General features: G+C 70.7%; 18 protein-coding genes. 17 read left to right on the top strand and 1 reads right to left on the bottom strand.

Going from position 1 to position 22,242, the window contains the following annotated elements; all coding sequences use genetic code 11:
* The first annotated feature begins 103 nt into the window (after positions 1-103).
* From JKV81_RS24535 to cimA, 9 genes are all read left to right on the top strand, one after another.
* Positions 104-703 (top strand): TetR/AcrR family transcriptional regulator, encoded by a 600-nt coding sequence (locus JKV81_RS24535; protein WP_129265606.1) that lies wholly within the window; start codon positions 104-106, stop codon positions 701-703.
* 270 nt (positions 704-973) lie between these two features.
* The gene (locus JKV81_RS36585; RefSeq protein ID WP_099174318.1) at positions 974-1,099 is read left to right on the top strand and encodes a hypothetical protein; all 126 of its coding nucleotides are present in this window, start codon (positions 974-976) and stop codon (positions 1,097-1,099) included.
* Between the two features lie 112 nt (positions 1,100-1,211).
* Entirely contained in the window at positions 1,212-2,255 is a 1,044-nt protein-coding gene (locus JKV81_RS24530) for a 3-isopropylmalate dehydrogenase (RefSeq protein ID WP_202077811.1), read from the top strand.
* A 290-nt stretch (positions 2,256-2,545) separates the two neighbouring features.
* Positions 2,546-3,649 (top strand): branched-chain amino acid aminotransferase, encoded by a 1,104-nt coding sequence (locus JKV81_RS24525; RefSeq protein ID WP_202077810.1) that lies wholly within the window; start codon positions 2,546-2,548, stop codon positions 3,647-3,649.
* A 157-nt stretch (positions 3,650-3,806) separates the two neighbouring features.
* Entirely contained in the window at positions 3,807-4,496 is a 690-nt protein-coding gene (gene ureA, locus JKV81_RS24520) for an urease subunit gamma (protein WP_202077808.1), read from the top strand.
* On the top strand, positions 4,496-6,178 hold the full coding sequence (locus JKV81_RS24515) for an urease subunit alpha (protein ID WP_202077806.1): 1,683 nt from the start codon (positions 4,496-4,498) through the stop codon (positions 6,176-6,178). The genes ureA and JKV81_RS24515 overlap by 1 nt, the downstream gene beginning before the upstream one ends.
* Positions 6,179-6,186: 8 nt before the next feature.
* On the top strand, positions 6,187-7,209 hold the full coding sequence (locus JKV81_RS24510; RefSeq protein WP_202077804.1) for an agmatine deiminase family protein: 1,023 nt from the start codon (positions 6,187-6,189) through the stop codon (positions 7,207-7,209).
* A gap of 3 nt (positions 7,210-7,212) precedes the next feature.
* Complete coding sequence (locus JKV81_RS24505) at positions 7,213-7,857, top strand: TetR/AcrR family transcriptional regulator (RefSeq protein ID WP_129265612.1); 645 nt, start codon at positions 7,213-7,215, stop codon at positions 7,855-7,857.
* 278 nt (positions 7,858-8,135) lie between these two features.
* Entirely contained in the window at positions 8,136-9,743 is a 1,608-nt protein-coding gene (gene cimA, locus JKV81_RS24500) for a citramalate synthase (RefSeq protein WP_202077802.1), read from the top strand.
* A 62-nt stretch (positions 9,744-9,805) separates the two neighbouring features.
* Here the strand turns inward: cimA and JKV81_RS24495 are convergent, their stop codons facing one another.
* Positions 9,806-11,674: a ricin-type beta-trefoil lectin domain protein gene (locus tag JKV81_RS24495; protein WP_202077800.1), complete on the bottom strand. Its 1,869-nt coding sequence runs from the start codon at positions 11,672-11,674 to the stop codon at positions 9,806-9,808.
* 290 nt (positions 11,675-11,964) lie between these two features.
* Between JKV81_RS24495 and JKV81_RS24490 the strand changes: the two genes are divergently transcribed.
* From JKV81_RS24490 to JKV81_RS24455, 8 genes are all read left to right on the top strand, one after another.
* Positions 11,965-12,939, top strand: coding sequence for a LacI family DNA-binding transcriptional regulator (locus JKV81_RS24490; protein ID WP_124274844.1), 975 nt, complete (start codon positions 11,965-11,967; stop codon positions 12,937-12,939).
* Positions 12,940-13,070: 131 nt separating this feature from the next.
* Positions 13,071-14,750: an ABC transporter substrate-binding protein gene (locus JKV81_RS24485; RefSeq protein WP_129265615.1), complete on the top strand. Its 1,680-nt coding sequence runs from the start codon at positions 13,071-13,073 to the stop codon at positions 14,748-14,750.
* Positions 14,751-14,768: 18 nt separating this feature from the next.
* Positions 14,769-15,824 carry an ABC transporter ATP-binding protein gene (locus JKV81_RS24480; protein WP_202077799.1) on the top strand — a complete coding sequence of 352 codons (1,056 nt, stop codon included), beginning with the start codon at positions 14,769-14,771 and terminating at the stop codon, positions 15,822-15,824.
* Positions 15,821-16,801, top strand: coding sequence for an ABC transporter permease (locus tag JKV81_RS24475; RefSeq protein ID WP_129265617.1), 981 nt, complete (start codon positions 15,821-15,823; stop codon positions 16,799-16,801). Before JKV81_RS24480 ends, JKV81_RS24475 begins: the two co-directional genes overlap by 4 nt.
* Before the next feature lie 5 nt (positions 16,802-16,806).
* On the top strand, positions 16,807-17,880 hold the full coding sequence (locus tag JKV81_RS24470) for an ABC transporter permease (RefSeq protein ID WP_241748526.1): 1,074 nt from the start codon (positions 16,807-16,809) through the stop codon (positions 17,878-17,880).
* The gene (locus JKV81_RS24465) at positions 17,877-18,863 is read left to right on the top strand and encodes an ABC transporter ATP-binding protein (RefSeq protein WP_129265618.1); all 987 of its coding nucleotides are present in this window, start codon (positions 17,877-17,879) and stop codon (positions 18,861-18,863) included. The genes JKV81_RS24470 and JKV81_RS24465 overlap by 4 nt, the downstream gene beginning before the upstream one ends.
* 53 nt (positions 18,864-18,916) lie before the next feature.
* Positions 18,917-20,329 carry a GH1 family beta-glucosidase gene (locus JKV81_RS24460; protein ID WP_129265619.1) on the top strand — a complete coding sequence of 471 codons (1,413 nt, stop codon included), beginning with the start codon at positions 18,917-18,919 and terminating at the stop codon, positions 20,327-20,329.
* Between the two features lie 30 nt (positions 20,330-20,359).
* Positions 20,360-22,234 carry a discoidin domain-containing protein gene (locus tag JKV81_RS24455; RefSeq protein WP_202077797.1) on the top strand — a complete coding sequence of 625 codons (1,875 nt, stop codon included), beginning with the start codon at positions 20,360-20,362 and terminating at the stop codon, positions 22,232-22,234.
* Positions 22,235-22,242 lie beyond the last annotated feature (8 nt).

The raw sequence follows: 22,242 nt of genomic DNA, 5'->3' as shown, positions 1-22,242 counted from the left end.
CCGGCGGTCGAATCTCCGGAGGCGGTCCTCCGGGGGAGTTGAATGGAACCCGATGCACCGACGTGCCGGCCCGACCGAAGCCGGCGGACCGGGAGAGTGGCAAGTGACGGCCGAAGCGCTGCGCGGCTACGCGAAGGGCCGTGCGAAGCGGCGCGAGATCCTCGACCAGGCCATGTCCCTGTTCGGCGAGGCCGGTTACCGGGGCGCCTCGCTGCGGGTGATCGCGACCCGCTGCGGCATCTCCCACACCGGTCTGCTGCACCACTTCCCGACCAAGGAGGCGCTGCTGCTCGCCGTGCTGGAGCACCGCGACGACGTGGACGACGAATGGCTCTCGCTCGGCGGTACCACGGGCGTCGGACGGCTGCGGCGGTTCGCCGAGCTGGCGGAGCTCAACTCCTCGCGGCGCGGGATCGTCGAGCTGTTCACGGTGGTCTCCGCCGAGGCGACGGCCGCCGACCACCCCGCCCACGGATACTTCGTACGCCGCTACGAGAACTCGGTGGCGGGCGCCCGCCTGGCGTACGAACAGGCACGCCTGGAGGGTGCGCTGCGGCCGGGTGTGGACCCCGACGCCGCGGGCCGGCAGCTGATCGCCCTGATGGACGGACTCCAGGTGCAGTGGCTGCTCGGCGACTGCGCCCCGGACATGGCCGGCGTCCTGCGCGCCCACATCGAGGCGCAGCTCACCGTGGATTTCTGAGGCCCGGCGGAGGGCTCCGTGAACTCCGCCGTCTCAGATAGTAGGAAGTCCGAGTATCTGTAGAGACAGATGGCCCGAGCTGTCCTAGCTTTGTAGAAGCCGAACGAATCGCTGATCCAGCGACCGGCGTGCGTGAGCGTGCCCCGAGCAGGCAACCCCTGCGGCATCCGCTCCCCGCCCCTTCCGGCGCCTCGAAATCCCCCGATCTCGATATCCGTTGCGCGAAATCCCGATCTCGAAATCCACGCGATCTCAAGGAGTCGATCCCCCATGGCCGAGACCACCGTCCGTCGCGTCCGCCACACCTCCCGCTCCGAGTCGGAGCGCAAGAACGCCGCCGCGGCCCTGCAGCGGGCCCTCGACCGCCGGGACAACGGCGGTTCGACGGGCCACTGAGGCCACTGAGGCCGCGCTCCCGCCCCGTGACGCCCGCCCGCCGGCGGGAGCCCTGATGTCCGCATCGTGGACGTTGAATGTCATGGGGTGGGACGGAAGCTAGGGTGCCTGTATGTCTCGCAGCATCGATCTCGCAGTGATCCCCGGCGACGGTATCGGCCAGGAGGTCGTCACCCAGGGCCTCAAGGTTCTCAACGCTGTTCTCCCGCAGGATGTGAAGCTGGAGACCAAGGAGTACGACCTCGGCGCCCGGCGATGGCACCGCACCGGTGAGACCCTCCCCGACGCGGAGCTGGAGGCCCTCAAGGGCCACGACGCCATCCTGCTCGGCGCCATCGGCGACCCGTCCGTGCCGTCGGGCGTGCTGGAGCGGGGGCTGCTGCTGAAGCTGCGCTTCGCCTTCGACCACTTCATCAACCTGCGGCCGTCGAAGCTCTACCCGAACACCGCGACCCCGCTGGCCGGCCGCCCCGAGATCGACTTCGTCGTCGTCCGTGAGGGTACCGAGGGCCCGTACACGGGCAACGGCGGTTCGCTGCGCACGGGCACCGAGCACGAGGTCGCCACCGAGGTCAGCGTCAACACCGCGTACGGCGTCGAGCGTGTCGTGCGCGACGCCTTCGCGCGTGCCGCCGCCCGCCCTCGCAGGAAGCTGACGCTGGTCCACAAGAACAACGTCCTCGTGCACGCCGGCCACCTGTGGAAGAACACCTTCGACAAGGTCGCGGCCGAGTTCCCCGAGGTCACCACCGACTACCTGCACGTCGACGCCGCGACGATCTTCTTCGTCACCCAGCCGGAGCGCTTCGACGTCATCGTCACCGACAACCTCTTCGGTGACATCCTCACCGACCTGGCCGCCGCCGTGACCGGCGGAATCGGCCTGGCCGCGTCCGGCAACATCAACCCGACGGGCGCCTTCCCGTCCATGTTCGAGCCGGTGCACGGCACCGCGCCCGACATCGCGGGCCAGGGCAAGGCCGACCCGACGGCCACGATCCTCTCCGTCGCCCTCCTGCTGCGCCACCTCGGCTACGAGTCCGAGGCCGTGCGCATCGAGGAGGCCGTCTCCGCCGACCTCGCGGAGCGTGACGGGCAGAACGCACGTACCACCGACCAGATCGGCGACGCGCTCGCGGTACGCGTAGCGAGCTGACCCGACGTCTCCACTTCGAAGCCGCCGGGTCGCAACCGCACCCGGCGGCTTCACCTTGCGGTCCCCGGGTGCCACCATCGACCCCTGGACCGCGTTCGCGTGTCGCGTCAGCGTCCCGTGAGCCACACCGCAATCGCATCATTTCGTGCAGAGCCGCCCCCGGGAGATAATCGAACGCGGGACCGCGGCTCGCGGTAGAGCTCGGACGTCCTACAACCCGCCCGGATACCGGGCGGGAGCGGGCGTGAGCGCGGTCCATCACACACAAGACCGGTGAAGGACACGCACTCATGACGACGCCCACGATCGAGCTCAAGCCCTCCTCGAACCCGCTGTCCGACGCGGAGCGCGAGGCGATCCTGGCCAGCCCCGGCTTCGGCCGCCACTTCACCGACCACATGGTGACCATCCGCTGGACGGAGGGCCGCGGCTGGCACGACGGCCAGCTCGTGCCGTACGGGCCGCTGTCCATGGACCCGGCCAACATGACGCTGCACTACGCGCAGGAGATCTTCGAGGGGCTCAAGGCCTATCGGCAGCCCGACGGCACGGTCGCCACCTTCCGCCCGGAGGCCAACGCCGCCCGCTTCCAGCGCTCCGCCGCCCGGCTCGCGATGCCGGAGCTGCCCGTCGAGACCTTCATCGAGGCCTGCGACGTCCTGGTCCAGCAGGACCAGGCCTGGGTCCCGGCCCACGGCGGCGAGGAGTCCCTCTACCTGCGCCCCTTCATGATCGCCACCGAGGTGGGCCTCGGTGTCCGGCCGGCCAACGAGTACCTCTTCCTCGTCATCGCCTCGCCCGCCGGCGCCTACTTCCCCGGCGGTGTGAAGCCCGTCTCGATCTGGCTCTCCCAGGACCGGGTCCGCGCCGTCCCCGGCGGCATGGGCGACGCCAAGACCGGCGGCAACTACGCCGCCTCCCTGCTCGCCCAGGCCGAGGCCGCCGCACGCGGCTGCGACCAGGTCGCCTACCTCGACGCCGTCGAGCACAAGTGGGTCGAGGAGCTCGGCGGGATGAACCTCTACTTCGTGTACGGGCAGGAGGACGGCAGCAAGAAGATCGTCACGCCCTCCCTCACCGGCTCGCTGCTCGCCGGAGTCACCCGTGACTCCCTCCTCACCGTCGCCCGTGACCTCGGTTACGCCTCCGAGGAGGGGCGCGTCTCCATCGACCAGTGGCGCGCCGACACCGGGAACGGCACCCTCACCGAGGTCTTCGCCTGCGGCACCGCCGCCGTCATCACGCCCGTCGGCACCGTGAAGTCCGCGGACGGCGAGTGGACCCAGGGCGACGGCACCCCGGGCGAGGTCACCCTCAAGCTGCGCGAGCGCCTGCTGGACATCCAGCGCGGTGTCGTCCAGGACACCCACGGCTGGATGCACGAGCTCGGCTAGCCGCTCCGCCGTACCCAGGAAGGCCGCGTCCCCGACCGGGGGCGCGGCCTTCGTCGTACCTGCGTCCTGCCACACATTTTGAGCGCCGCTCAAAACCTGGTTAGAGTGCTGCTCCAATGCTCTCAGGATCCAGCGCTCCGACCAGGAGGTCCGTGACGTGCGACTGACCCCGACCGAACGCGACCGGCTGCTGCTCTTCGGCGCCGCCGAGCTGGCCAGAGCCAGGCGCGCCCGTGGCCTGCGGCTCAACGTGCCCGAGGCGACCGCCCTGATCGCGGACACCGTCTGCGAGGCGGCCAGGGACGGACGCAGGCTGGCCGAGGCGATCGAGGCGGCCAGTGCCGTGCTGGGGCCGGACGACGTGCTGCCGGGCGTGGCCGATGTGGTCACCGAGGTCCAGGTGGAGGCCGTGTTCGACGACGGCTCCCGGCTCGCGGTCGTCAGCGAACCGCTCGCCGGAGGCGGCCTCGGCGACGACGCCCCCGGCGCGCTGCTCCCCGGCCCCGCGACGCCGGATCCGGAGCCCGCCGTGCGGCTCACCGTCCGTAACACCGCGACGGTCCCGGTCAGCGTGACGTCCCATTTCCACTTCTTCGAGGCCAACCCCCGGCTCGACTTCGACCGCGCGGCGGCGTACGGGATGCGGCTCGGCGTGCCGGCCGGCTCCTCCGTCCGCTTCGGCCCGGGCGAGACCGCCGACGCGGCGCTCGTCCCCCTCGGCGGCGACCGGATCGCGATCGGCTTCGCCGGGCTCGTGGACGGGCCGCTGGACGCGCCGGGCGCGAAGGAGGAGGCACTGCGCAGAGCAGCAGCCTGCGGCTACCTCGGAGCGGGGGAGGAGAACTGATGGACCCGTACGAGTACGCCTCCGTGCACGGCCCGCGCGCCGGGGACCGGGTCAGGCTCGGTGACTCCGGGCTGACCGTCCGCGTGGAGTCCGACTCCCAGAAGCAGGGCGACGAGTTCCTCGCCGGCTTCGGCAAGACGGCCCGCGACGGCCTGCACCTGAAGGCCGCAGCCGTCCGGGAGACCTGCGACGTCGTCATCAGCAACGTGCTGGTCATCGACGCCGTGCTGGGCATCCGGAAGGTCTCGATCGGCATCCGCGAGGGCCGTATCGCCGCGATCGGGCGGGCCGGCAACCCGGACACCCTCGACGGGGTCGACGTGGTCGTCGGCACCGGCACCACCATCGTCTCCGGCGAGGGCATGATCGCCACGGCCGGAGCCGTGGACCCCCATGTCCACCTGCTCTCCCCGCGCATCATGGAGGCGTCCCTGGCCTCCGGCGTCACCACGATCATCGGCCAGGAGTTCGGCCCGGTGTGGGGCGTCGGCGTCAACTCCCCGTGGGCCCTGCGCCACGCCTTCAACGCCTTCGACGCCTGGCCCGTCAACATAGGCTTCCTGGCCCGCGGTTCGTCCTCCCACCAGGCGCCGCTGGTGGAGGCCCTCGCCGAGGGCGGGGCCTGCGGCTTCAAGGTCCACGAGGACATGGGCGCCCACACCCGTGCCCTGGACACCGCCCTGCGGGTCGCCGAGGACCACGACGTCCAGGTCGCCCTGCACAGCGACGGGCTGAACGAGTGCCTCTCCGTCGAGGACACCCTGAGCGTGCTCGAAGGCCGGACGATCCACGCCTTCCACATCGAGGGCTGCGGCGGCGGGCACGTGCCCAACGTGCTGAAGATGGCGGGCGTCCCCAACGTCATCGGGTCCTCCACCAACCCGACGCTCCCCTTCGGCCGGGACGCCGTCGCCGAGCACTACGGGATGATCGTCTCCGTCCACGACCTCAAGACCGACCTGCCCGGCGACGCCGCCATGGCCCGCGACCGGATCAGGGCCGGAACCATGGGCGCCGAGGACGTCCTGCACGACCTGGGCGCCATCGGCATCACCTCCTCCGACGCGCAGGGCATGGGCCGGGCCGGCGAGACCGTGCGCCGCACCTTCGCCATGGCCGCGAAGATGAAGGCCGAGTTCGGCCCCCTGGAGGGCGACGGCCCCGGCGACGACAACGCCCGGGTGCTGCGCTACATCGCCAAGCTCACGGTCAACCCCGCCATCGCCCACGGCATCGCGCACGAGGTCGGCTCCATCGAGCCGGGGAAGCTCGCCGACATCGTCCTGTGGCACCCCGAGTTCTTCGGCGCGAAGCCCCAGCTGGTCCTGAAGTCCGGCTTTCCCGCGTACGGCGTCACCGGCGACCCCAACGCGGCCACGGACACCTGCGAACCCCTCGTCCTGGGGCCGCAGTTCGGCGCGTACGGGGCGACGGCCGCCGATCTCTCCGTCGCCTTCGTCGCGGAGGCCGCCGCCCAGCTGGGCGCCGACCTCATGCCCACCCGCCGCCGCCGGGTCGCGGTCCGGGGCACGCGCTCCATCGGGCCCGCGGACCTGCTCCTCAACTCCCGTACCGGGACCGTCGGTGTCGACGCCGGGACGGGCCTCGTCACCCTGGACGGCGACCCGCTGCGCTCGCCCGCCGCCGAGTCCGTCTCCCTGAACCGCCTCTACTTCCTCTAGGACCCGCCATGACCTTCCGCATGCCGCCCGAGTGGGCCCCGCACGAGCGCACCTGGATGGCCTGGCCGGGCCCCAACCCCACCTTCGCCACCCCGGCCGAGCTCGACGAGGCGCGCCGGGCCTGGGCCGCCGTCGCCCGCGCCGTACGCCGCTTCGAACCCGTCACCGTGATCGTCGGCCCGGGCCAGGAGGACAGTGCCCGCACGCTCCTCGGCCCGGATGTCGAGACCGCCGTACGCCCCCTCGACGACGCCTGGATGCGGGACATCGGCCCGACCTTCGTCGTCGACCCCGACACCCGCGAACTCGCCGCCGTGGACTGGACGTTCAACGGCTGGGGCGCCCAGGGCTGGGCCCGCTGGGAGCACGACCGGCACATCGCGAAGGGCGTCGCCGAGCTGGCCGGGGTGCCCGTGCACAGCTCGCCCCTGGTCAACGAGGGCGGCGCGATCCATGTGGACGGCGAGGGCACCGTGCTGCTCACCGAGACCGTCCAGCTGGGTAAGGAACGCAACCCCGGCTGGACCCGGGAGGCCGTCGAGGCGGAGATCCACGCCCGGCTCGGCACCGCGAAGGCGATCTGGCTGCCGCGCGGCCTGGCCGGCGACTACGGGACGTACGGCACCCTCGGCCACGTCGACATCGTCGCCGCGTTCGCCCGTCCGGGTGTCGTCGTCGCCCATGTCCAGCCCGACCCGTCCCACCCGGACCACGAGATCACCCGGGAGACGGTCCGGATCCTGCGGGCCGCCACCGACGCGGGGGGCCGCCCGCTGGAGGTCGTGGAGATCCCGGCACCCACGGCGCTCACCGACGCGGAGGGCGCCTGGGCCGACTTCTCCTACATCAACCACTACCTCTGCAACGACGGCGTGGTCCTCTGCGCCTTCGACGACCCCAGGGACGACGAGGCGGCGGCCGTGTTCCGCGACCTGTTCCCCGGCCGTACGGTGACACCCGTCGACGCCCGTACGATCTTTGCCGGTGGTGGAGGCATCCACTGCATCACGCAGCAACAGCCCAGGATCTGAACCGTGCCCAGTAGCCAGCGCCGTCGCAACATCGCCCCGCCCCGGGAGGAGGTGCTCGCCGCCGTCATGGCCACCGTCGCCGAGCGCGGGCTCGACGGGCTGACCATGGCGGGGCTCGGCCGTGAGGTGCGGATGAGCAGCGGCCACCTCCTCTACTACTTCCGCACCAAGGACGAGCTGCTGCTGCAGACCCTGGAGTGGAGCGAGGCGCGGCTCGGCGCCGAGCGCCGGGCCCTGCTCACCGGCCCCGGCACCGCCCGCGAGCGGCTCGACGCCTACATCGCCCTGTACGTCCCCGACGGCCACCGCGACCCGCACTGGACGCTCTGGCTGGAGGTCTGGAACCGCTCGCAGGGCGCCGACGACGACGCCCGCGCCCGGCAGGCGGCCATCGAGGACGCCTGGCACCGCGACCTCGTCGGGCTGCTGGCCGAGGGCGTCGCAGACGGTGAGTTCCGCGCCGTCGACACCGGCCGGGCCGCGACCCGCCTGCGGGCCCTGATGGACGGGTTCAGCGTCCATGTCACCGTCGGCATCCCCGGCACCGGACGCGGACAGGTCCTGGACCAGATGCGCGCGTACGCGGACGAGACGCTCACGCCACCCGGTGCCGGGGCCCCTGCGACGGACATCACGCCCGCATCCTGAGACGGGCCGGGACCGCGGAGCGCCGCTGTGCCAGACTGCGGGCGTGTCCTCGTTCGCCATGATTATCGGCAGCAGGCGCGCCGGTCCGCAGTGACCGTCCCGTATCACCACGTACGGAACGGACATCGTGCCCCAGACCCGCGCGCAGACCTCTCGCACCCGCGAGGGGTTTTTTCGTTTTCCGGCCCCCACCACGGCCGGGGCGAGGCACGCGAGAGGATGGGGGCAAGTGGAGCCGATTCGTCCGGATCCGCTCACCCGACAGGAGTCAGATCAGCATGACCACCAAGGCCACGGCCCCCGACGACACCTTCCATGTCTTCGACACCACGCTGCGCGACGGTGCGCAGCGTGAAGGCATCAACCTGACGGTCGCGGACAAGCTGACCATTGCCCGGCATCTGGACGACTTCGGCGTGGGCTTCATCGAGGGCGGCTGGCCCGGCGCCAACCCGCGTGACACCGAGTTCTTCGCCCGCGCCAAGCAGGAGATCGACTTCGAGCACGCCCAGCTCGTCGCCTTCGGCGCCACCCGCAGAGCGGGCGGCAGGGCCGCCGAGGACCCGCAGGTCCAGGCGCTCCTGGACTCGGGCGCCCCGGTGATCACCCTGGTCGCCAAGTCCCACGACCGCCATGTGGAACTGGCCCTGCGCACCACCCTGGACGAGAATCTGGAGATGGTCCGCGACACGGTCGCCCACCTCCGGGAGCAGGGCCGCCGGGTCTTCGTCGACTGCGAGCACTTCTTCGACGGCTACCGTGCGAACCCGGAGTACGCCAAGGCGGTCGTACGCACCGCCCACGAGGCCGGCGCCGACGTCGTCATCCTCTGCGACACCAACGGCGGGATGCTCCCCGCCCAGGTCCAGGCCGTCGTCTCCACCGTCCTCGCCGACACCGGCGCCCGGCTCGGCATCCACGCCCAGGACGACACGGGCTGCGCCGTCGCCAACACCCTGGCCGCCGTGGACGCGGGCGCCACCCATGTGCAGTGCACCGCCAACGGCTACGGCGAGCGGGTCGGCAACGCCAACCTCTTCCCCGTCGTCGCCGCGCTGGAGCTCAAGTACGGCAAGACCGTCCTGCACGAGGGCGCGCTCGCCGAGATGACCCGCATCTCCCACGCCATCGCCGAGGTCGTCAACCTCACGCCCTCCACCCACCAGCCGTACGTCGGTGTCTCCGCCTTCGCGCACAAGGCCGGACTGCACGCCTCCGCGATCAAGGTGGACCCGGACCTCTACCAGCACATCGACCCCGAGCGGGTCGGCAACACCATGCGGATGCTGGTGTCCGACATGGCGGGCCGCGCCTCCATCGAGCTCAAGGGCAAGGAGCTCGGCATCGACCTGCGCGACGACCGCGCCCTCGTCCAGCGCGTCGTCGAGCGGGTCAAGGAGCGCGAACTCAAGGGCTACACCTACGAGGCCGCCGACGCCTCCTTCGAACTGCTGCTGCGCGCCGAGGTCGACGGCCGGCCCCGCCGCTACTTCCGCGTCGAGTCCTGGCGGGCCATCGTCGAGGACCGCCCCGACGGCACCCACGCCAACGAGGCGACCGTGAAGCTCTGGGCCAAGGGCGAGCGCATCGTCGCCACCGCCGAGGGCAACGGCCCGGTCAACGCCCTGGACCGGGCGCTGCGCGTCGGCCTGGAACGGATCTACCCGCAGCTCGCCAAGCTGGAGCTGATCGACTACAAGGTCCGCATCCTGGAAGGCCGCACCGGCACCGAGTCCACCACCCGGGTACTGATCACCACGGGCGACGGAACCGGCGACTGGGCGACGGTCGGCGTGGCCGAGAACGTCATCGCCGCGTCCTGGCAGGCGCTGGAGGACGCGTACACGTACGGCCTGCTGCGGGCGGGCGTCGAGCCGACGGACTGAGCGACCCCACGGGCCGCCCGTCCCCGCCGGGGACGGGCGGCCGTCGTGCGAGCGGGGGCCCGTTACTGGAGCCGCCACTTCTGGTTCGCGGCTCCGGTGCAGGTCCAGATCTGGACGCGGGCGCCGTTCGCCGTGGACTGGTCGGTCACGTCCAGGCACTTGTCCGCCGCGGTGTTGACGACGTCCCCCGTCCCGGCGTCGTACCGCCAGCGTTGCGCGCCCGACCCGTTGCAGGTGTACAGCTGGACCTTTGCTCCGTTCGCCGTGGAGCCCCCGGTGACGTCCAGGCAGGCGCCGAGCACCGTGATGCTTCCGTCGCCCCCGACCGTCCAGCGCTGGTTGGCCGCGCCGGTGCAGGACCAGATCTGGACGGGGGTGCCGTCGGCGCCGGTGTTGCCCGTGGCGTCCAGGCACTTCCCGCCGGTGCCCGCGAGGGCGCCGCTGCTGCCCGAGGAGCCCGACTGGGTTCCCGACCAGGTGAACGTCGCCGAGGTACGGCCGGGCAGGGAGTACGTGAACTTCTGCCCGCCCCAGTTGACCGTGAGCTGCTGGGCCGACGAGGAGCCGTTGTAGCCGATCAGGGCCTTCGAGCCGTCCGTATTGCGCCAGGCCACGTTGGGCACGGCGGAGCTGGCGGTGGAGGCGATGCGGGAGGCGCCGGGCCGGACGTACTTCGTGAGGTGGCCCATCGTGTAGTACTCGACCGTGTAGTCGACCTGCCCGTGCCTGCCGTCCCCGTTGTGCACCGTGACCAGCCCGTCGCAGGTGCCGCAGCCGCCGTTGTGCGGGCCGCGGTTCTGGTCCACGGCCAGCGACCACTTCGTCACCGACTTCGCCCAGTTGCGGGTGTAGTCGATGATGTTCAGCATGTCCTCGCGCTGCTGGTCGGCGATCCACGTACCGCCCGAGTGCTCGGTCTGGAAGGCGTCCAGCCCGGGGTACTTGTCGTGCACCGCGGTCTGCTTGGCGATGTCACCGCCGTACCCGTGCCAGGCGATCCCGCCGAAGTTCGGGTGGCTGCGCACCGCCGCGTCGTCGACCGTCGGGGCGGCGTACGCGTCGTAGGTGTCCCAGTTCCAGTCGTGCGCCAGCACCTTGGTGGTGAGCCCCGCGCCCTGGAGCTTCGGCAGCAGCTCGCTCTTGGTGAAGTACGCGAGGCCCGAGCCGTTCCAGATCATCGACGGATAGCCGGAGCAGCAGGTCGGCTCGTTCTGCGCGGTGACGTAGTCGACCGGGACGCCCTGGTCCTTCCAGGCCTGAAGGTACTTCACGAAGTAGTCGGCGTACGTGCCGTAGTTCTCGGCCTTCAGCCAGCCGCCGTTGAGCTGCCCGCTGTCCTTCATCCAGGCCGGCGCCGTCCACGGGGAGGCGACCGTCGTCAGCGCCGGGTTGAGCTGCCGGGCCTGCTTGGTGAGCGGCAGGACGTCCTGGAGATCGTGTGCGATCGAGAACTTCGTGAGGCCGGGGTCGGTCTGCCCGGCCGGCAGGTCGTCGTACGTGTAACCGAACCGCGCCAGGTCCGAACCGCCCATCGGATTGCGTACGAACGACAGCCCGATGCCCTCCGTGGGGGAGAAGAGCTTCTTCATCGTCTCGTCGCGGGTCGCCTGGCTCAGCGCGCCGCTGCCCTTCATCAGCCAGGCCGCGGTGTCCGTGAACGAGGCGCCGCCGCCGGTGAACGTCTGGTAGCGGGTGTTCTCGTCGACGGTGATGTTCGTGCCGGAGCCGCCGTTGCCGGCGCCGAAGGAGGCCGGAGTCTGCGCCTGGAGACCCCGGGTGACATGCCGGCCGCCGGAGTCGTCCGTGGTGGTCAGCACGATGTTCACGGTCTCGCCCGCGGCCTGGGCGGTGCCGGAGGAGAGCCCGGCCAGTCCCGCGGTCGCGAGCGCCGTCGCGACGAGGACGCTCGCCGCTCTGCTTGTCCGAATCATGGGCTGCTGCCTTTCTCGGCAGGGGCGTGGGGAAGTGCCGTCGAACGAGCCGTGAGTGAACTGCTCTTACGTGTTCGCGTCAAGAGCTTCATTCGTTCAACAAATGAACGGAAGCTCTCCTGGACCTGCTTCGATCATGGGTACGGACCAATGTCGGCGTGAAGTATTGACGCCTCTGTTCCGGCGCGGTTAACTCCAGCCGCAACGCCGGTACCGGTTCCGGTACCGGTTACGGAACCGGTACCGAAGTCCGAGCCACCCCCTGTCCTGCCTTGTCCCTGGAGGCCCCGTTGCGTGTCACCATCGCCGATGTCGCCCGTGAGGCCGGCGTCAGCAAGACGACCGTGTCGCGGGTCATCAACTTCAAGGGCGAAGTGGACGGTTCGACCGCGGCCCGCGTTCGTGAAGTGATCGCGGACCTCGGCTACGTACCCAGCTCCGGCGCCGTCGGACTGGCACGCGGCCGCAGCCGTACGGTCGGCCTGCTGGTGCCCTCGTTCACCTGGCCCTGGATGGGTGAGGTGCTCCAGGGGATCGTCGACACGGTCGAGGCCGCCGACTACGGGCTCCTGCTCTTCACGTGCACCCGGGGCGCGCAGTCCGTCGAGCGCTTCACCACCCAGGTGTCGGCGCGCGCCTTCGACGGGCTCGTCGTCGTCGAACCGGAGAACACGCTCGACCAGCTCACCGCACTGCACCGCGCCGGTCTGCCGATCGTCCTGATCGACGACCGGGGCCACCACCCGGAATTCCCCTCCGTCGTGACCACCAATCACGAGGGAGGTGCGTCCGTCGCCCGCCATCTGCGGGCCGCCGGGCGTACCAGACCCATGGTCGTCACCGGCCCGACCCACTTCGGCTGCGTACGCGACCGGCTCGCCGGCTTCCGTTCGGTCCTGCCCACCGAGCTGGTCGTGGACGGGGACTTCACCGAACGCCGGGGGCGGCTCGCCGTGGAGCAACACCTGGCGGCGGGAACCGAGTTCGACTCGGTCTTCGCCCACAACGACATCACGGCGGCCGGGGTGCTGCGCGCCCTGCGGGCCGCCGGCCGCCGCGTACCCGACGACGTCGCGGTGGTGGGCTTCGACGACATCCCGATGGCCGAACACACCGAACCACCGCTGACCACCGTGCATCAGCCCACCCGGCAGATGGGCGAGGCGGCGGCGAGTCTGCTGCTCTCCCACCTCGGCGGCACCGCCGTACCGGACGGACCGGTCGTGCTGCCCACCGAACTGGTCGTGCGCCACTCGGCGCCGTAACGGACCCGGCCCCGCCGGTCACCCGTCCGTATCCCCGAACCAGCCGCAACCGGCACCGCACCACCCCGCCCCGGCGCGTCGAGCGCTGTCCACACCGGATCTCCCAGACCCGCAGTCCTCCTGGAGTCGCCATGTCCGTACGCCGTCGTCACACTCTGAGAGCGCTCTCAGTCGCCACTGCCGTGGTCGCGCTCGCCGCCGGCTGCTCGTCCGCCAACTCGGGTGCCAACAAGGGAGGCGGAGCCGGCGCCTCCGGCGTACTGACCCTCGGCAAGCCCGACGGACCGCAGACGAACAACAGCAACCCGTTCCTCGCGACCTCGGCGGCGGCCGTCCTCGGCTACCGGGTCATGGTCTACGAGCCGCTGGCGATGCCCAACCAGATCCGGCCCTCGGACAAGGCGGACCCCTGGCTGGCGACCGCCTGGGACTGGGAGGCGAACTTCACCAAGGTCACCTTCACGCTCGACAAGCGGGCGAAGTGGGCCGACGGCAAGCCGCTGACCGCCGAGGACGTGGCCTTCACCTTCGAACTCCTGAAGAAGCACCCGGCGCTCAACAAGGACGGCATCCCCTTCGACGGCATCGCGGTCGAGGGCGGCAAGGTCGTCCTGACCTTCAAGGACTCCCAGTTCGTCAACCAGAACAAGATCACCTCGATCTTCGTGGTGCCCAAGCACATCTGGGAGAAGGTCGAGAACCCCGAGACCTGGCCGAACCGGACCCCGGTCGGCTCCGGCCCGTACAAGCTGAAGACGTTCACCCCGCAGACCACCACCCTGACCGCCACGCCCAGCTACTGGAAGGGCGAGACCAAGGTCAAGGAGCTGCGCTACACCACGTACAACGACAACAGCGCCGCGACCACCGCTCTGGCGAACGGCAAGCTGGAGTGGTCGTTCGTCTTCATGCCGAACTACAAGCAGCTGTACGTCGCCAAGGACCCGAAGAACCACAAGCTCTGGTTCCCCTCCGGGCTCGGCATCCACGGCCTGTGGTTCAACACCGCCCGCAAGCCGTTCGACAACCCGGCCCTGCGCAAGGCGATGGCCATGGTCATCGACCGCAAGGCGATCCACGTGCAGGCGCAGGCGACCCTCTACCCGGAGATCACCAGCCCGACCGGCATCCCGCTGCCCGCCGGCGAGAAGTTCCTCGCCCCCGAGTACAAGAGCGCCACCACGGCGCCCGACGTGGACGGCGCCAAGGCGCTGCTCAAGGACGCCGGCTTCAAGCTCAGCGGCGGCGTCCTGAAGGACCCGGGCGGCAAGCCGGTGGAGCTGACCTTCACCGACCCGGCCGGCTGGAACGACTACATCACCGGGCTCTCCATCATCAAGGACAACATCAAGCAGCTCGGCATCGAGGCCAAGGTCAAGACCCAGACCGCCGAGGCCTGGGGCAACGACGTCGCCACCGGCAACTTCGACGCCACCCTGCACTGGACCAACAGCGGCGCCACGCCGTACGACATGTACCAGAACATCATGGACGAGGCGATCTACCAGCCCATCGGCAAGTCCGCCCAGACGGGCAACTTCGGCCGGTTCAAGAACGCCGAGGCGACCGCCGCGCTGAGGGAGTACGCCAACGCCGCGGACGACGCCACGCGCACCAAGGCGATGAACACGCTGCAGAAGATCATGGTCGAGCAGGCGCCGCTCATCCCGACCGCCGCCGCCCCGATCGGTGCCGAGTACTCCACGAAGAACTGGGTGGGCTGGCCGACCGAGCAGGACCAGTACGCAGCCCCGCAGCACACCCAGCCGGACGCGCTGGAAGTCGTGCTGAACCTGAAGCCCGCCAAGTAGTAACGGGAAGAACCGGCCATGACCACCGAACAGTCCGAAGACGTGCGCACCACGGCTGACGTGGTGCTCGAAGCACGCGGAGTCACCAAGCACTTCCCCGTACGGCGCACCGGCAAGGACCTCCTCGCCCGCAGCCGCCGTACCGTCCACGCCGTCGACGACGTCTCGCTGAAGCTCCGGCGCGGCACCGTCACGGCTCTGGTGGGGGAGTCCGGCTCGGGCAAATCCACCGTCGCGCGGCTGCTCGCCCAGCTGTACCCGCTCACCGCGGGGGAGATCGAGCTGGGCGGCACGGCGGTGAAGGCCGGGCGTGGCCGGTCCTTCCGTAGATACGTCAAGCAGGTCCAGCTGATCTTCCAGGACCCCTTCGCCTCGCTCAACCCGGTGCACACCGTGCGCTACCACCTGACCCGCGCCCTGAAGATCCACGGCCGGGCGGGGGACGGAGAGGCGGAACTGGAGACGAATCTGGCGGCTCTGCTGGAACGCGTCCAGCTGACTCCTCCTCATCAGTACCTGGACAAGTTCCCGCACGAGCTGTCCGGCGGGCAGCGCCAGCGCGTCGCGATAGCGCGCGCGCTCGGCGCCGACCCGCAGGTCCTGCTCGCCGACGAACCGGTCTCGATGCTCGACGTGTCGATCCGGCTCGGCGTCCTCAACCTGCTCCGCGACCTCAAGGAGCGGTTGCACCTGGCGATCCTCTACATCACCCACGACATCGCGTCCGCACGCTACTTCGCGGACACGACCCTGGTGATGTACGCCGGCCGGATCGTGGAGGGCGGCGACAGCGAGACCGTCACCCAGCACCCCGCGCACCCCTACACCCAGCTGCTGATCGCCTCCGCGCCCGACCCCGACCGGGTGGCCGACGAGGAGGCACAGGAGGAGACCGGGAGCGGCGAGCCGCCCTCGCTGATCGCCCCGCCGGCCGGCTGCCGCTTCCACCCCCGCTGCCCGAAGGCCATGGAGCGCTGCCGCACCGACCTGCCGCCGCGCTTCGACCTGGCGGACGGCCAGTGGGCCGCCTGCTGGCTGTACGACGGCACCACCGCCGAGGGAGCAGCGAAGTGAAGTACATCCTCCAGCGGATCGCCTTCTACGCGATCACCGCGTGGGCCGCCATCACCATCAACTTCCTGATCCCGCGCCTGATGCCGGGTGATCCCGTCGAGGCTCTGATCAGCCGCTACCAGGGGCAGCTCGACACCTCCGCCATCGCCTCGCTCCAGGCGCTGTTCGGGCTGGAGGAGAACGCGTCCATCTGGTCGCAGTACACCGACTACTGGTCGCACCTGCTCGACGGCGACCTCGGGCTGTCCTTCACCTTCTTCCCGACCCCGGTCGGCGAGGTGATCTCCCAGTCGCTGCCCTGGACGCTCGCGCTGGTCGGCATCACCACCCTGATCAGCTTCCTGCTCGGCACCGGCATCGGCGTCTACAGCGGCTGGCGGCGCGGCTCCTGGCTGGACGGGCTGCTGCCCGTGACCACCTTCATCTCCGCCATCCCGTACTTCTGGCTCGGCCTCATCGCCATCGCCGTGTTCGCGGTGAAGTGGCAGATCTTCCCGGCCGCCGGAGGCTACGACAACTCCCTGGTCCCGGCCTTCGACTGGCCGTTCGTCTCCAGCGCGCTCTACCACGGGGTGCTGCCCGGCGTGACGATCGTGCTCAGCGCCATCGCCGGCTGGATCCTCGGCATGCGCAACATGATGGTGACCGTCTCCTCCGAGGACTACGTCATGGTCGCGCAGGCCAAGGGCCTGTCCGAGCGGCGCGTGATGTTCTCCTACGCCGCCCGCAACGCGGTCCTGCCCAACATCTCCGGCTTCGCGCTCTCGCTCGGCTTCATCGTCGGCGGGACCCTGCTGGTCGAGATGGTCTTCTCCTACCCGGGCATCGGCTACCAGCTGTTCCAGGCCGTCGGAGCCAAGGACTACCCGCTGATGCAGGGCGTGTTCCTGATCATCACGCTCTCCGTGCTCGCCGCGAACCTGCTGGCCGACATGGCCTACGCCCTCCTCGACCCCCGCACTCGTAAGGAGGCCTGACGACCGTGTCCGTCACCGCCACCGACGTCGCCGTACTGGACGACCCGCCCACCCCCGCCGCCGCGGGCCGGGCGAGGTTCCGCTTCCTGCGCGGAGGGAAGACCCGCACCGGGCTGCTCATCCTCGCGTTCTTCGTGATCCTCGCCGTGGCGGGCCCCTGGCTCGCCCCGTACGACCCGGACGCGATGAGCGACCAGCTGCTGCAACCGCCGTCCTCCGCCCACTGGTTCGGGACGACCCAGACCGGGCAGGACGTCCTCTCCCAGATCCTGGTCGGCACCCGCGGCGTGCTGTTCGTCGGATTCCTCGCCGGCATCCTGGCGACCGTGCTGTCCGTGCTCATCGGGGTCAGCGCGGGGTTCCTCGGCGGAGCCGCCGACGAGATCCTCTCGATGCTCTCCAACATCTTCCTCGTCATCCCGGGCCTGCCGCTGATCATCATCATCGCGAGCTTCGTCGAGGACACCGGGGACCTGCTGATCGCCGCCGTCATCGCCCTCACCTCATGGGCCTGGGGAGCGCGTGTGCTGCGCGCCCAGACCCTGTCGCTGCGGCGCCGCGACTACGTGGAGGCGGCCCGCGCCACCGGTGAGTCGACCTGGCGGATCATCCTCTTCGAGGTCATGCCGAACCTCACCGCCGTCATCGCGTCCGGCTTCGTCGGCACCGTCATCTTCGCGGTCCTCTCCGAGATCACGCTCGCCTTCATCGGCGTGGCCGACATCTCCCACTGGAACTGGGGGACGGTGCTCTTCTGGGCGCAGTCCAACCAGGCCCTGGCCCAGGGCGCCTGGTGGTGGTTCGTCCCGGCCGGCCTGTGCATCGCCCTGCTGGGCACCGCGCTCTCCCTCATCAACTTCGGCATCGACGAGTTCGTCAACCCGCGCCTGCGCACCGCGACGGGCTCCTCCCGGAAGGTCCGGATGCGGGTCGGCTTCACCCCGGTGGCCCGCACCACCGCGCCCGAGAAGACCGCGCCCGGCTTCACCCCGGTGGCCCGTACCACCGCATCCGCCGCCCCCGGGCCGGCCGAGGAGCCCGAGTCGCCCGGAACGCCCAGCAAGGAGCACAGCGCATGACCGCCGAGCCGATCCTCACCATCAGCGGCCTGAACGTCGACTACGGCACCGGCACGAGCGGCGTCCGCGCACTGCGCGACATCGACCTCACCCTGCACCGCGGCGAAGTCCTCGGCCTCGCGGGGGAGTCAGGGTCGGGCAAGTCCACGCTGGCGTACGCCGTCACCCGGCTGCTCTCCCCGCCCGGGGTGATCACCGGCGGCGACGTCCACTACCACCGGCCGGGCGGCGAGAGCGTCGACATCCTCTCCCTCACCCCGGACGAGCTGCGCGCCTTCCGCTGGCAGGAGCTGTCGATCGTGTTCCAGGGGGCGATGAACTCGCTCAACCCGGTGCACACCGTCCACAGCCAGCTCACCGACGTGCTCACCGCGCACCGCCCCGGCATGCGGGCCGCCGAGCGCACCGCCCGCGCCGAGGAGCTGCTCAACCTCGTCGGGATCTCCGCCGACCGGCTCGCCGCCTACCCGCACCAGCTCTCCGGCGGCATGCGCCAGCGCGTGATGATCGCGATGGCGCTCGCCCTGGAACCCGAGATCGTCATCATGGACGAGCCCACCACCGCGCTCGACGTCGTCATGCAGCGGCAGATCCTGCGCAAGCTGGTGGAGCTGCGCGAACGCCTCTCGTTCTCGGTCGTGTTCATCACCCACGACATCTCGCTGCTGATCGAGTTCTCCGACCGCATCGCGATCATGTACGGCGGCCGGATCGTGGAGCAGGCGGGAGCCGCCGAGATCTACCGCGATCCCCGCCACCCCTACAGCGAGGGGCTGCTGCACTCCTTCCCCGCGCTGCACGGCCCCCGCCGGGAGCTCACCGGCATCCCCGGCTCGCCCCCGCACCTGTCCGCCATGCCCGCCGGCTGCGCCTTCCACCCCCGCTGCGGCAAGGCCTTCGAGCCGTGCTCCCAGCGGGTCCCGGTCCTCGCCGCGCCGGACGCCGGCCAGGACCGCGAGGTCGCCTGCTGGCTGCACCACTGACCGCCCGCACCGCCGCCCACCACCCCACAGCAGAACCGGAGTCACGGAGAACCATGAACCTCGTCACGCCCCGCAGCCGCCTGCAGCCCGCCGCCGTCCAGGGTCTCCCTGCCGACTTCCGCTGGGGCGTGGCCACCTCCTCGTACCAGATCGAGGGCGCGGTCTCGGAGGACGGCCGGACCCCGTCGATCTGGGACACCTTCTGCCGTGTGCCGGGCGCCGTGCACAACGCGGAGCACGGCGACGTGGCCTGCGACCACTACCACCGGATGCCCGAGGACGTCGAGCTGATCGCCGGCCTGGGCGTCGACACGTACCGCTTCTCGCTGGCCTGGCCGCGCATCCAGCCGGGTGGCCGGGGCCCCGCCAACGCCAAGGGCCTCGACTTCTACAAGCGGCTGGTCGACGAGCTCCAGGGCCGGGGCGTCACCCCCTGGATCACGCTCTACCACTGGGACCTGCCGCAGGAGCTGGAGGACGCGGGCGGCTGGCCTGCCCGTGACACCGCCCTGCGCTTCGCCGAGTACGCCATGCTCGCCTACGAGGCGCTCGGCGACCGGGTCGAGCACTGGACGACCCTGAACGAGCCGTGGTGCTCGGCCATGCTCGGTTACGCCTACGGGGCGCACGCCCCGGGCCGCACCGACCTGGGCGACGCCATGGGCGCCGTCCACCACCTGCTCCTGGGCCACGGACTCGCCGCCCGGCAGATGCGTGAGGCGGCGGGGAGCAGCCCGCTGGAGCTCGGCATCACCCTCAACCTCGGCACCGCCACCCCGGAGACCGACAGCGAGGCCGACCGGGAGGCCTGCCGCCGTGCCGACGGCATGGGCACCCGCCTCTACCTCGACCCGATCGTCCACGGCCGCTACCCGGCGGACGTCGTCGACGACCTCGCGGCCCAGGGCATCGAACTGCCCGTCCAGGACGGCGACCTGGCCGCCATCGCCACCCCCCTCGACGTCCTCGGCGTCAACTTCTACCGCGGCGCGCTGTTCTCCGGGGTGACCGAGGACGGCTCGCCCACCGACACCGACGGCCTCCCCGTCGTGCGCGGGGTGGAGCGCGACCTGCCCCGCACCGCCATGGACTGGGAGATCACCCCGGGCGAGCTCACCGAGCTGCTGCTACGGCTCCAGCGCGACTACGCCCTGCCGACCGTCATCACGGAGAACGGGGCCGCGTTCGACGACACCGTCGCCGCCGACGGCACGGTCCCCGACACCCACCGCACCGCCTATCTCGCCGACCACATCGCAGCCGTGTCCGAGGCCCGCAGGCAGGGCGCCGACGTCCGGGGCTACTTCGCCTGGTCGTTGATGGACAACTTCGAGTGGGCCTACGGCTACGACAAGCGGTTCGGCATCGTCCGCGTCGACTACGACACGCAGGTGCGGACGCTCAAGGACAGCGCCAAGTGGTACCGCGACACGATCCGCCTCACCCGGAACACCCCCACCGACTGACGCAGGACCGACCCGTATAGGAGCGCCCCCATGCCTTCTCGTACGACGTTACTCGTGACCGCCGCCGCCCTGGTCGCCCTCACCGCCCCCATGGCCCTCGCGGCGCCCGCCCCCGACCCCGCCGCCCGGGCCGCCGCCGCGGCCTGGGACACGGACCGCGCCGCTGCCGCCTACACGGCGAACCCCGGCGCGGTCACCGCGTCCGGCAGCGAGAACGGCGCGTCGGGCCCCGGAGCCGTCGCCGACGGTGACGCCGCCACCCGCTGGTCCAGCGACTTCGCCGACGACGCCTGGATACGGATCGACCTCGGCTCCACCATCCGCATCAACCAGGTGAAGCTGGAGTGGGAGGCCGCCTACGGCAAGCGGTACGTCCTGGAGGTGTCCCGGGACGGCACGAACTGGACGGACTTCTACACGGAGGACGCGGGCACCGGCGGCACCGTCACGGCCCACACCTACCCGCAGGAGGTCACCGGCCGCTACGTCCGGATGCGTGGCGTGGAGCGCGGCACGGCCTGGGGCTACTCCCTGTTCTCCTTCCAGGTGTACGGCGGTGAGCCGGCCCCCGCGTCGACGGCCCGCGCCAACCTCGCCCTGAACCACCCCGCCTTCGGCAACCTCTACCAGCACGCCGGGAACTCGCCCGCCTACATCACCGACGGCGGCTGGCCCGCCGACCTCAAGGCCGACCGGTCGCGCTGGTCCTCCGACTGGAACGCCGACCGCTGGGTGGGCGTCGACCTCGGCGCCACCTCCACCATCAGCAGCCTCGACCTCTACTGGGAGGCCGCCTACGCCGTCGACTACGAGATCCAGGTCTCCGACGACAACAGGACGTGGCGCACCGTCCACCGCCCGTCCGCCGCCGAGGTGGCGGCCGGACGCGCCGACGTGAAGTCCCCGGGCGACGCCGTGGGCCGCCACGACACGATCACCCTCTCCACCCCCGCCACCGGCCGCTACGTCCGGATGCTCGGCAGGGAACGCCGCTCCTTCTACAACCCGGCGCCCTCCACCGCGCAGTTCGGCTACTCGCTCTACGAGTTCCAGGTCTGGGGGACCGGAGGCAGCGCGGACGCCGCCTACCCGGCGCTGCCCCGGGACACCGGCGGCGCGTACCGGACGACGTTCTTCGACGACTTCACCGGCTCCGGCCTCGACCGCTCCAAGTGGCGGGTGGTGCGCACCGGTACGGAGATGGGCCCGGTCAACGGCGAGTCACAGGCGTACGTCGACTCGCCGGACAACATCCGCACCGAGAACGGCGCCCTGGTCCTGGAGTCGAAGTACTGCAAGGGCTGCACACCCACCCCCAACGGCACCTTCGACTTCACCTCCGGACGCGTCGACACCAACACCAAGTTCGACTTCACGTACGGCAAGGTCAGCGCCCGTATGAAGCTGCCCGTCGGCGACGGGTTCTGGCCGGCCTTCTGGATGCTGGGCAGCGACGTCGACGACCCGGCGGTCTCCTGGCCCGGCTCCGGCGAGACCGACATCATGGAGAACATCGGCTACGGCGACTGGACCAGCTCCGCCCTGCACGGCCCCGGCTACTCCGCGGACGGCAACATCGGCGCCTCCCAGACGTATCCGAACGGCGGCCGGGCCGACCAGTGGCACACCTACGGCGTCGAGTGGACGCCCGAGGGCATGACGTTCACCGTCGACGACCGTGTCGTGCAGCGGACCTCCCGCCAGAAGCTGGAGTCCACGCGTGGCAAGTGGGTCTTCGACCACAACCAGTACGTGATCCTCAACCTGGCCCTCGGCGGCGCCTACCCCGCCGGCTGGAACAAGGTCACCCAGCCCTACTGGGGCCTCCCGCAGTCCAGCGTCGACCGGGTCGCGCAGGGCGGCGTCAAGGCGGAGATCGACTGGGTCCGGGTCGAACAGAAGTAGCCGCACCT

Origin of the sequence: Streptomyces silvae (assembly GCF_016745505.1) — a bacterium.
Taxonomy (GTDB): domain Bacteria; phylum Actinomycetota; class Actinomycetes; order Streptomycetales; family Streptomycetaceae; genus Streptomyces; species Streptomyces silvae.
Note: the sequence above shows the minus strand (reverse complement) of the source record. Positions and strands in the feature narration are given on the sequence as shown.

Bases quoted from the DNA above. Each gene is read 5' to 3' on its own strand.
- JKV81_RS36585 (WP_099174318.1), top strand. From the start codon at position 974: ATGGCCGAGACCACCGTCCGTCGCGTCCGCCACACCTCCCGCTCCGAG.
- JKV81_RS24530 (WP_202077811.1), top strand. From the start codon at position 1,212: ATGTCTCGCAGCATCGATCTCGCAGTGATCCCCGGCGACGGTATCGGC.
- JKV81_RS24525 (WP_202077810.1), top strand. From the start codon at position 2,546: ATGACGACGCCCACGATCGAGCTCAAGCCCTCCTCGAACCCGCTGTCC.
- JKV81_RS24515 (WP_202077806.1), top strand. From the start codon at position 4,496: ATGGACCCGTACGAGTACGCCTCCGTGCACGGCCCGCGCGCCGGGGAC.
- JKV81_RS24510 (WP_202077804.1), top strand. From the start codon at position 6,187: ATGACCTTCCGCATGCCGCCCGAGTGGGCCCCGCACGAGCGCACCTGG.
- cimA (WP_202077802.1), top strand. From the start codon at position 8,136: ATGACCACCAAGGCCACGGCCCCCGACGACACCTTCCATGTCTTCGAC.
- JKV81_RS24495 (WP_202077800.1), bottom strand. From the start codon at position 11,674: ATGATTCGGACAAGCAGAGCGGCGAGCGTCCTCGTCGCGACGGCGCTC.
- JKV81_RS24485 (WP_129265615.1), top strand. From the start codon at position 13,071: ATGTCCGTACGCCGTCGTCACACTCTGAGAGCGCTCTCAGTCGCCACT.
- JKV81_RS24480 (WP_202077799.1), top strand. From the start codon at position 14,769: ATGACCACCGAACAGTCCGAAGACGTGCGCACCACGGCTGACGTGGTG.
- JKV81_RS24465 (WP_129265618.1), top strand. From the start codon at position 17,877: ATGACCGCCGAGCCGATCCTCACCATCAGCGGCCTGAACGTCGACTAC.
- JKV81_RS24460 (WP_129265619.1), top strand. From the start codon at position 18,917: ATGAACCTCGTCACGCCCCGCAGCCGCCTGCAGCCCGCCGCCGTCCAG.
- JKV81_RS24455 (WP_202077797.1), top strand. From the start codon at position 20,360: ATGCCTTCTCGTACGACGTTACTCGTGACCGCCGCCGCCCTGGTCGCC.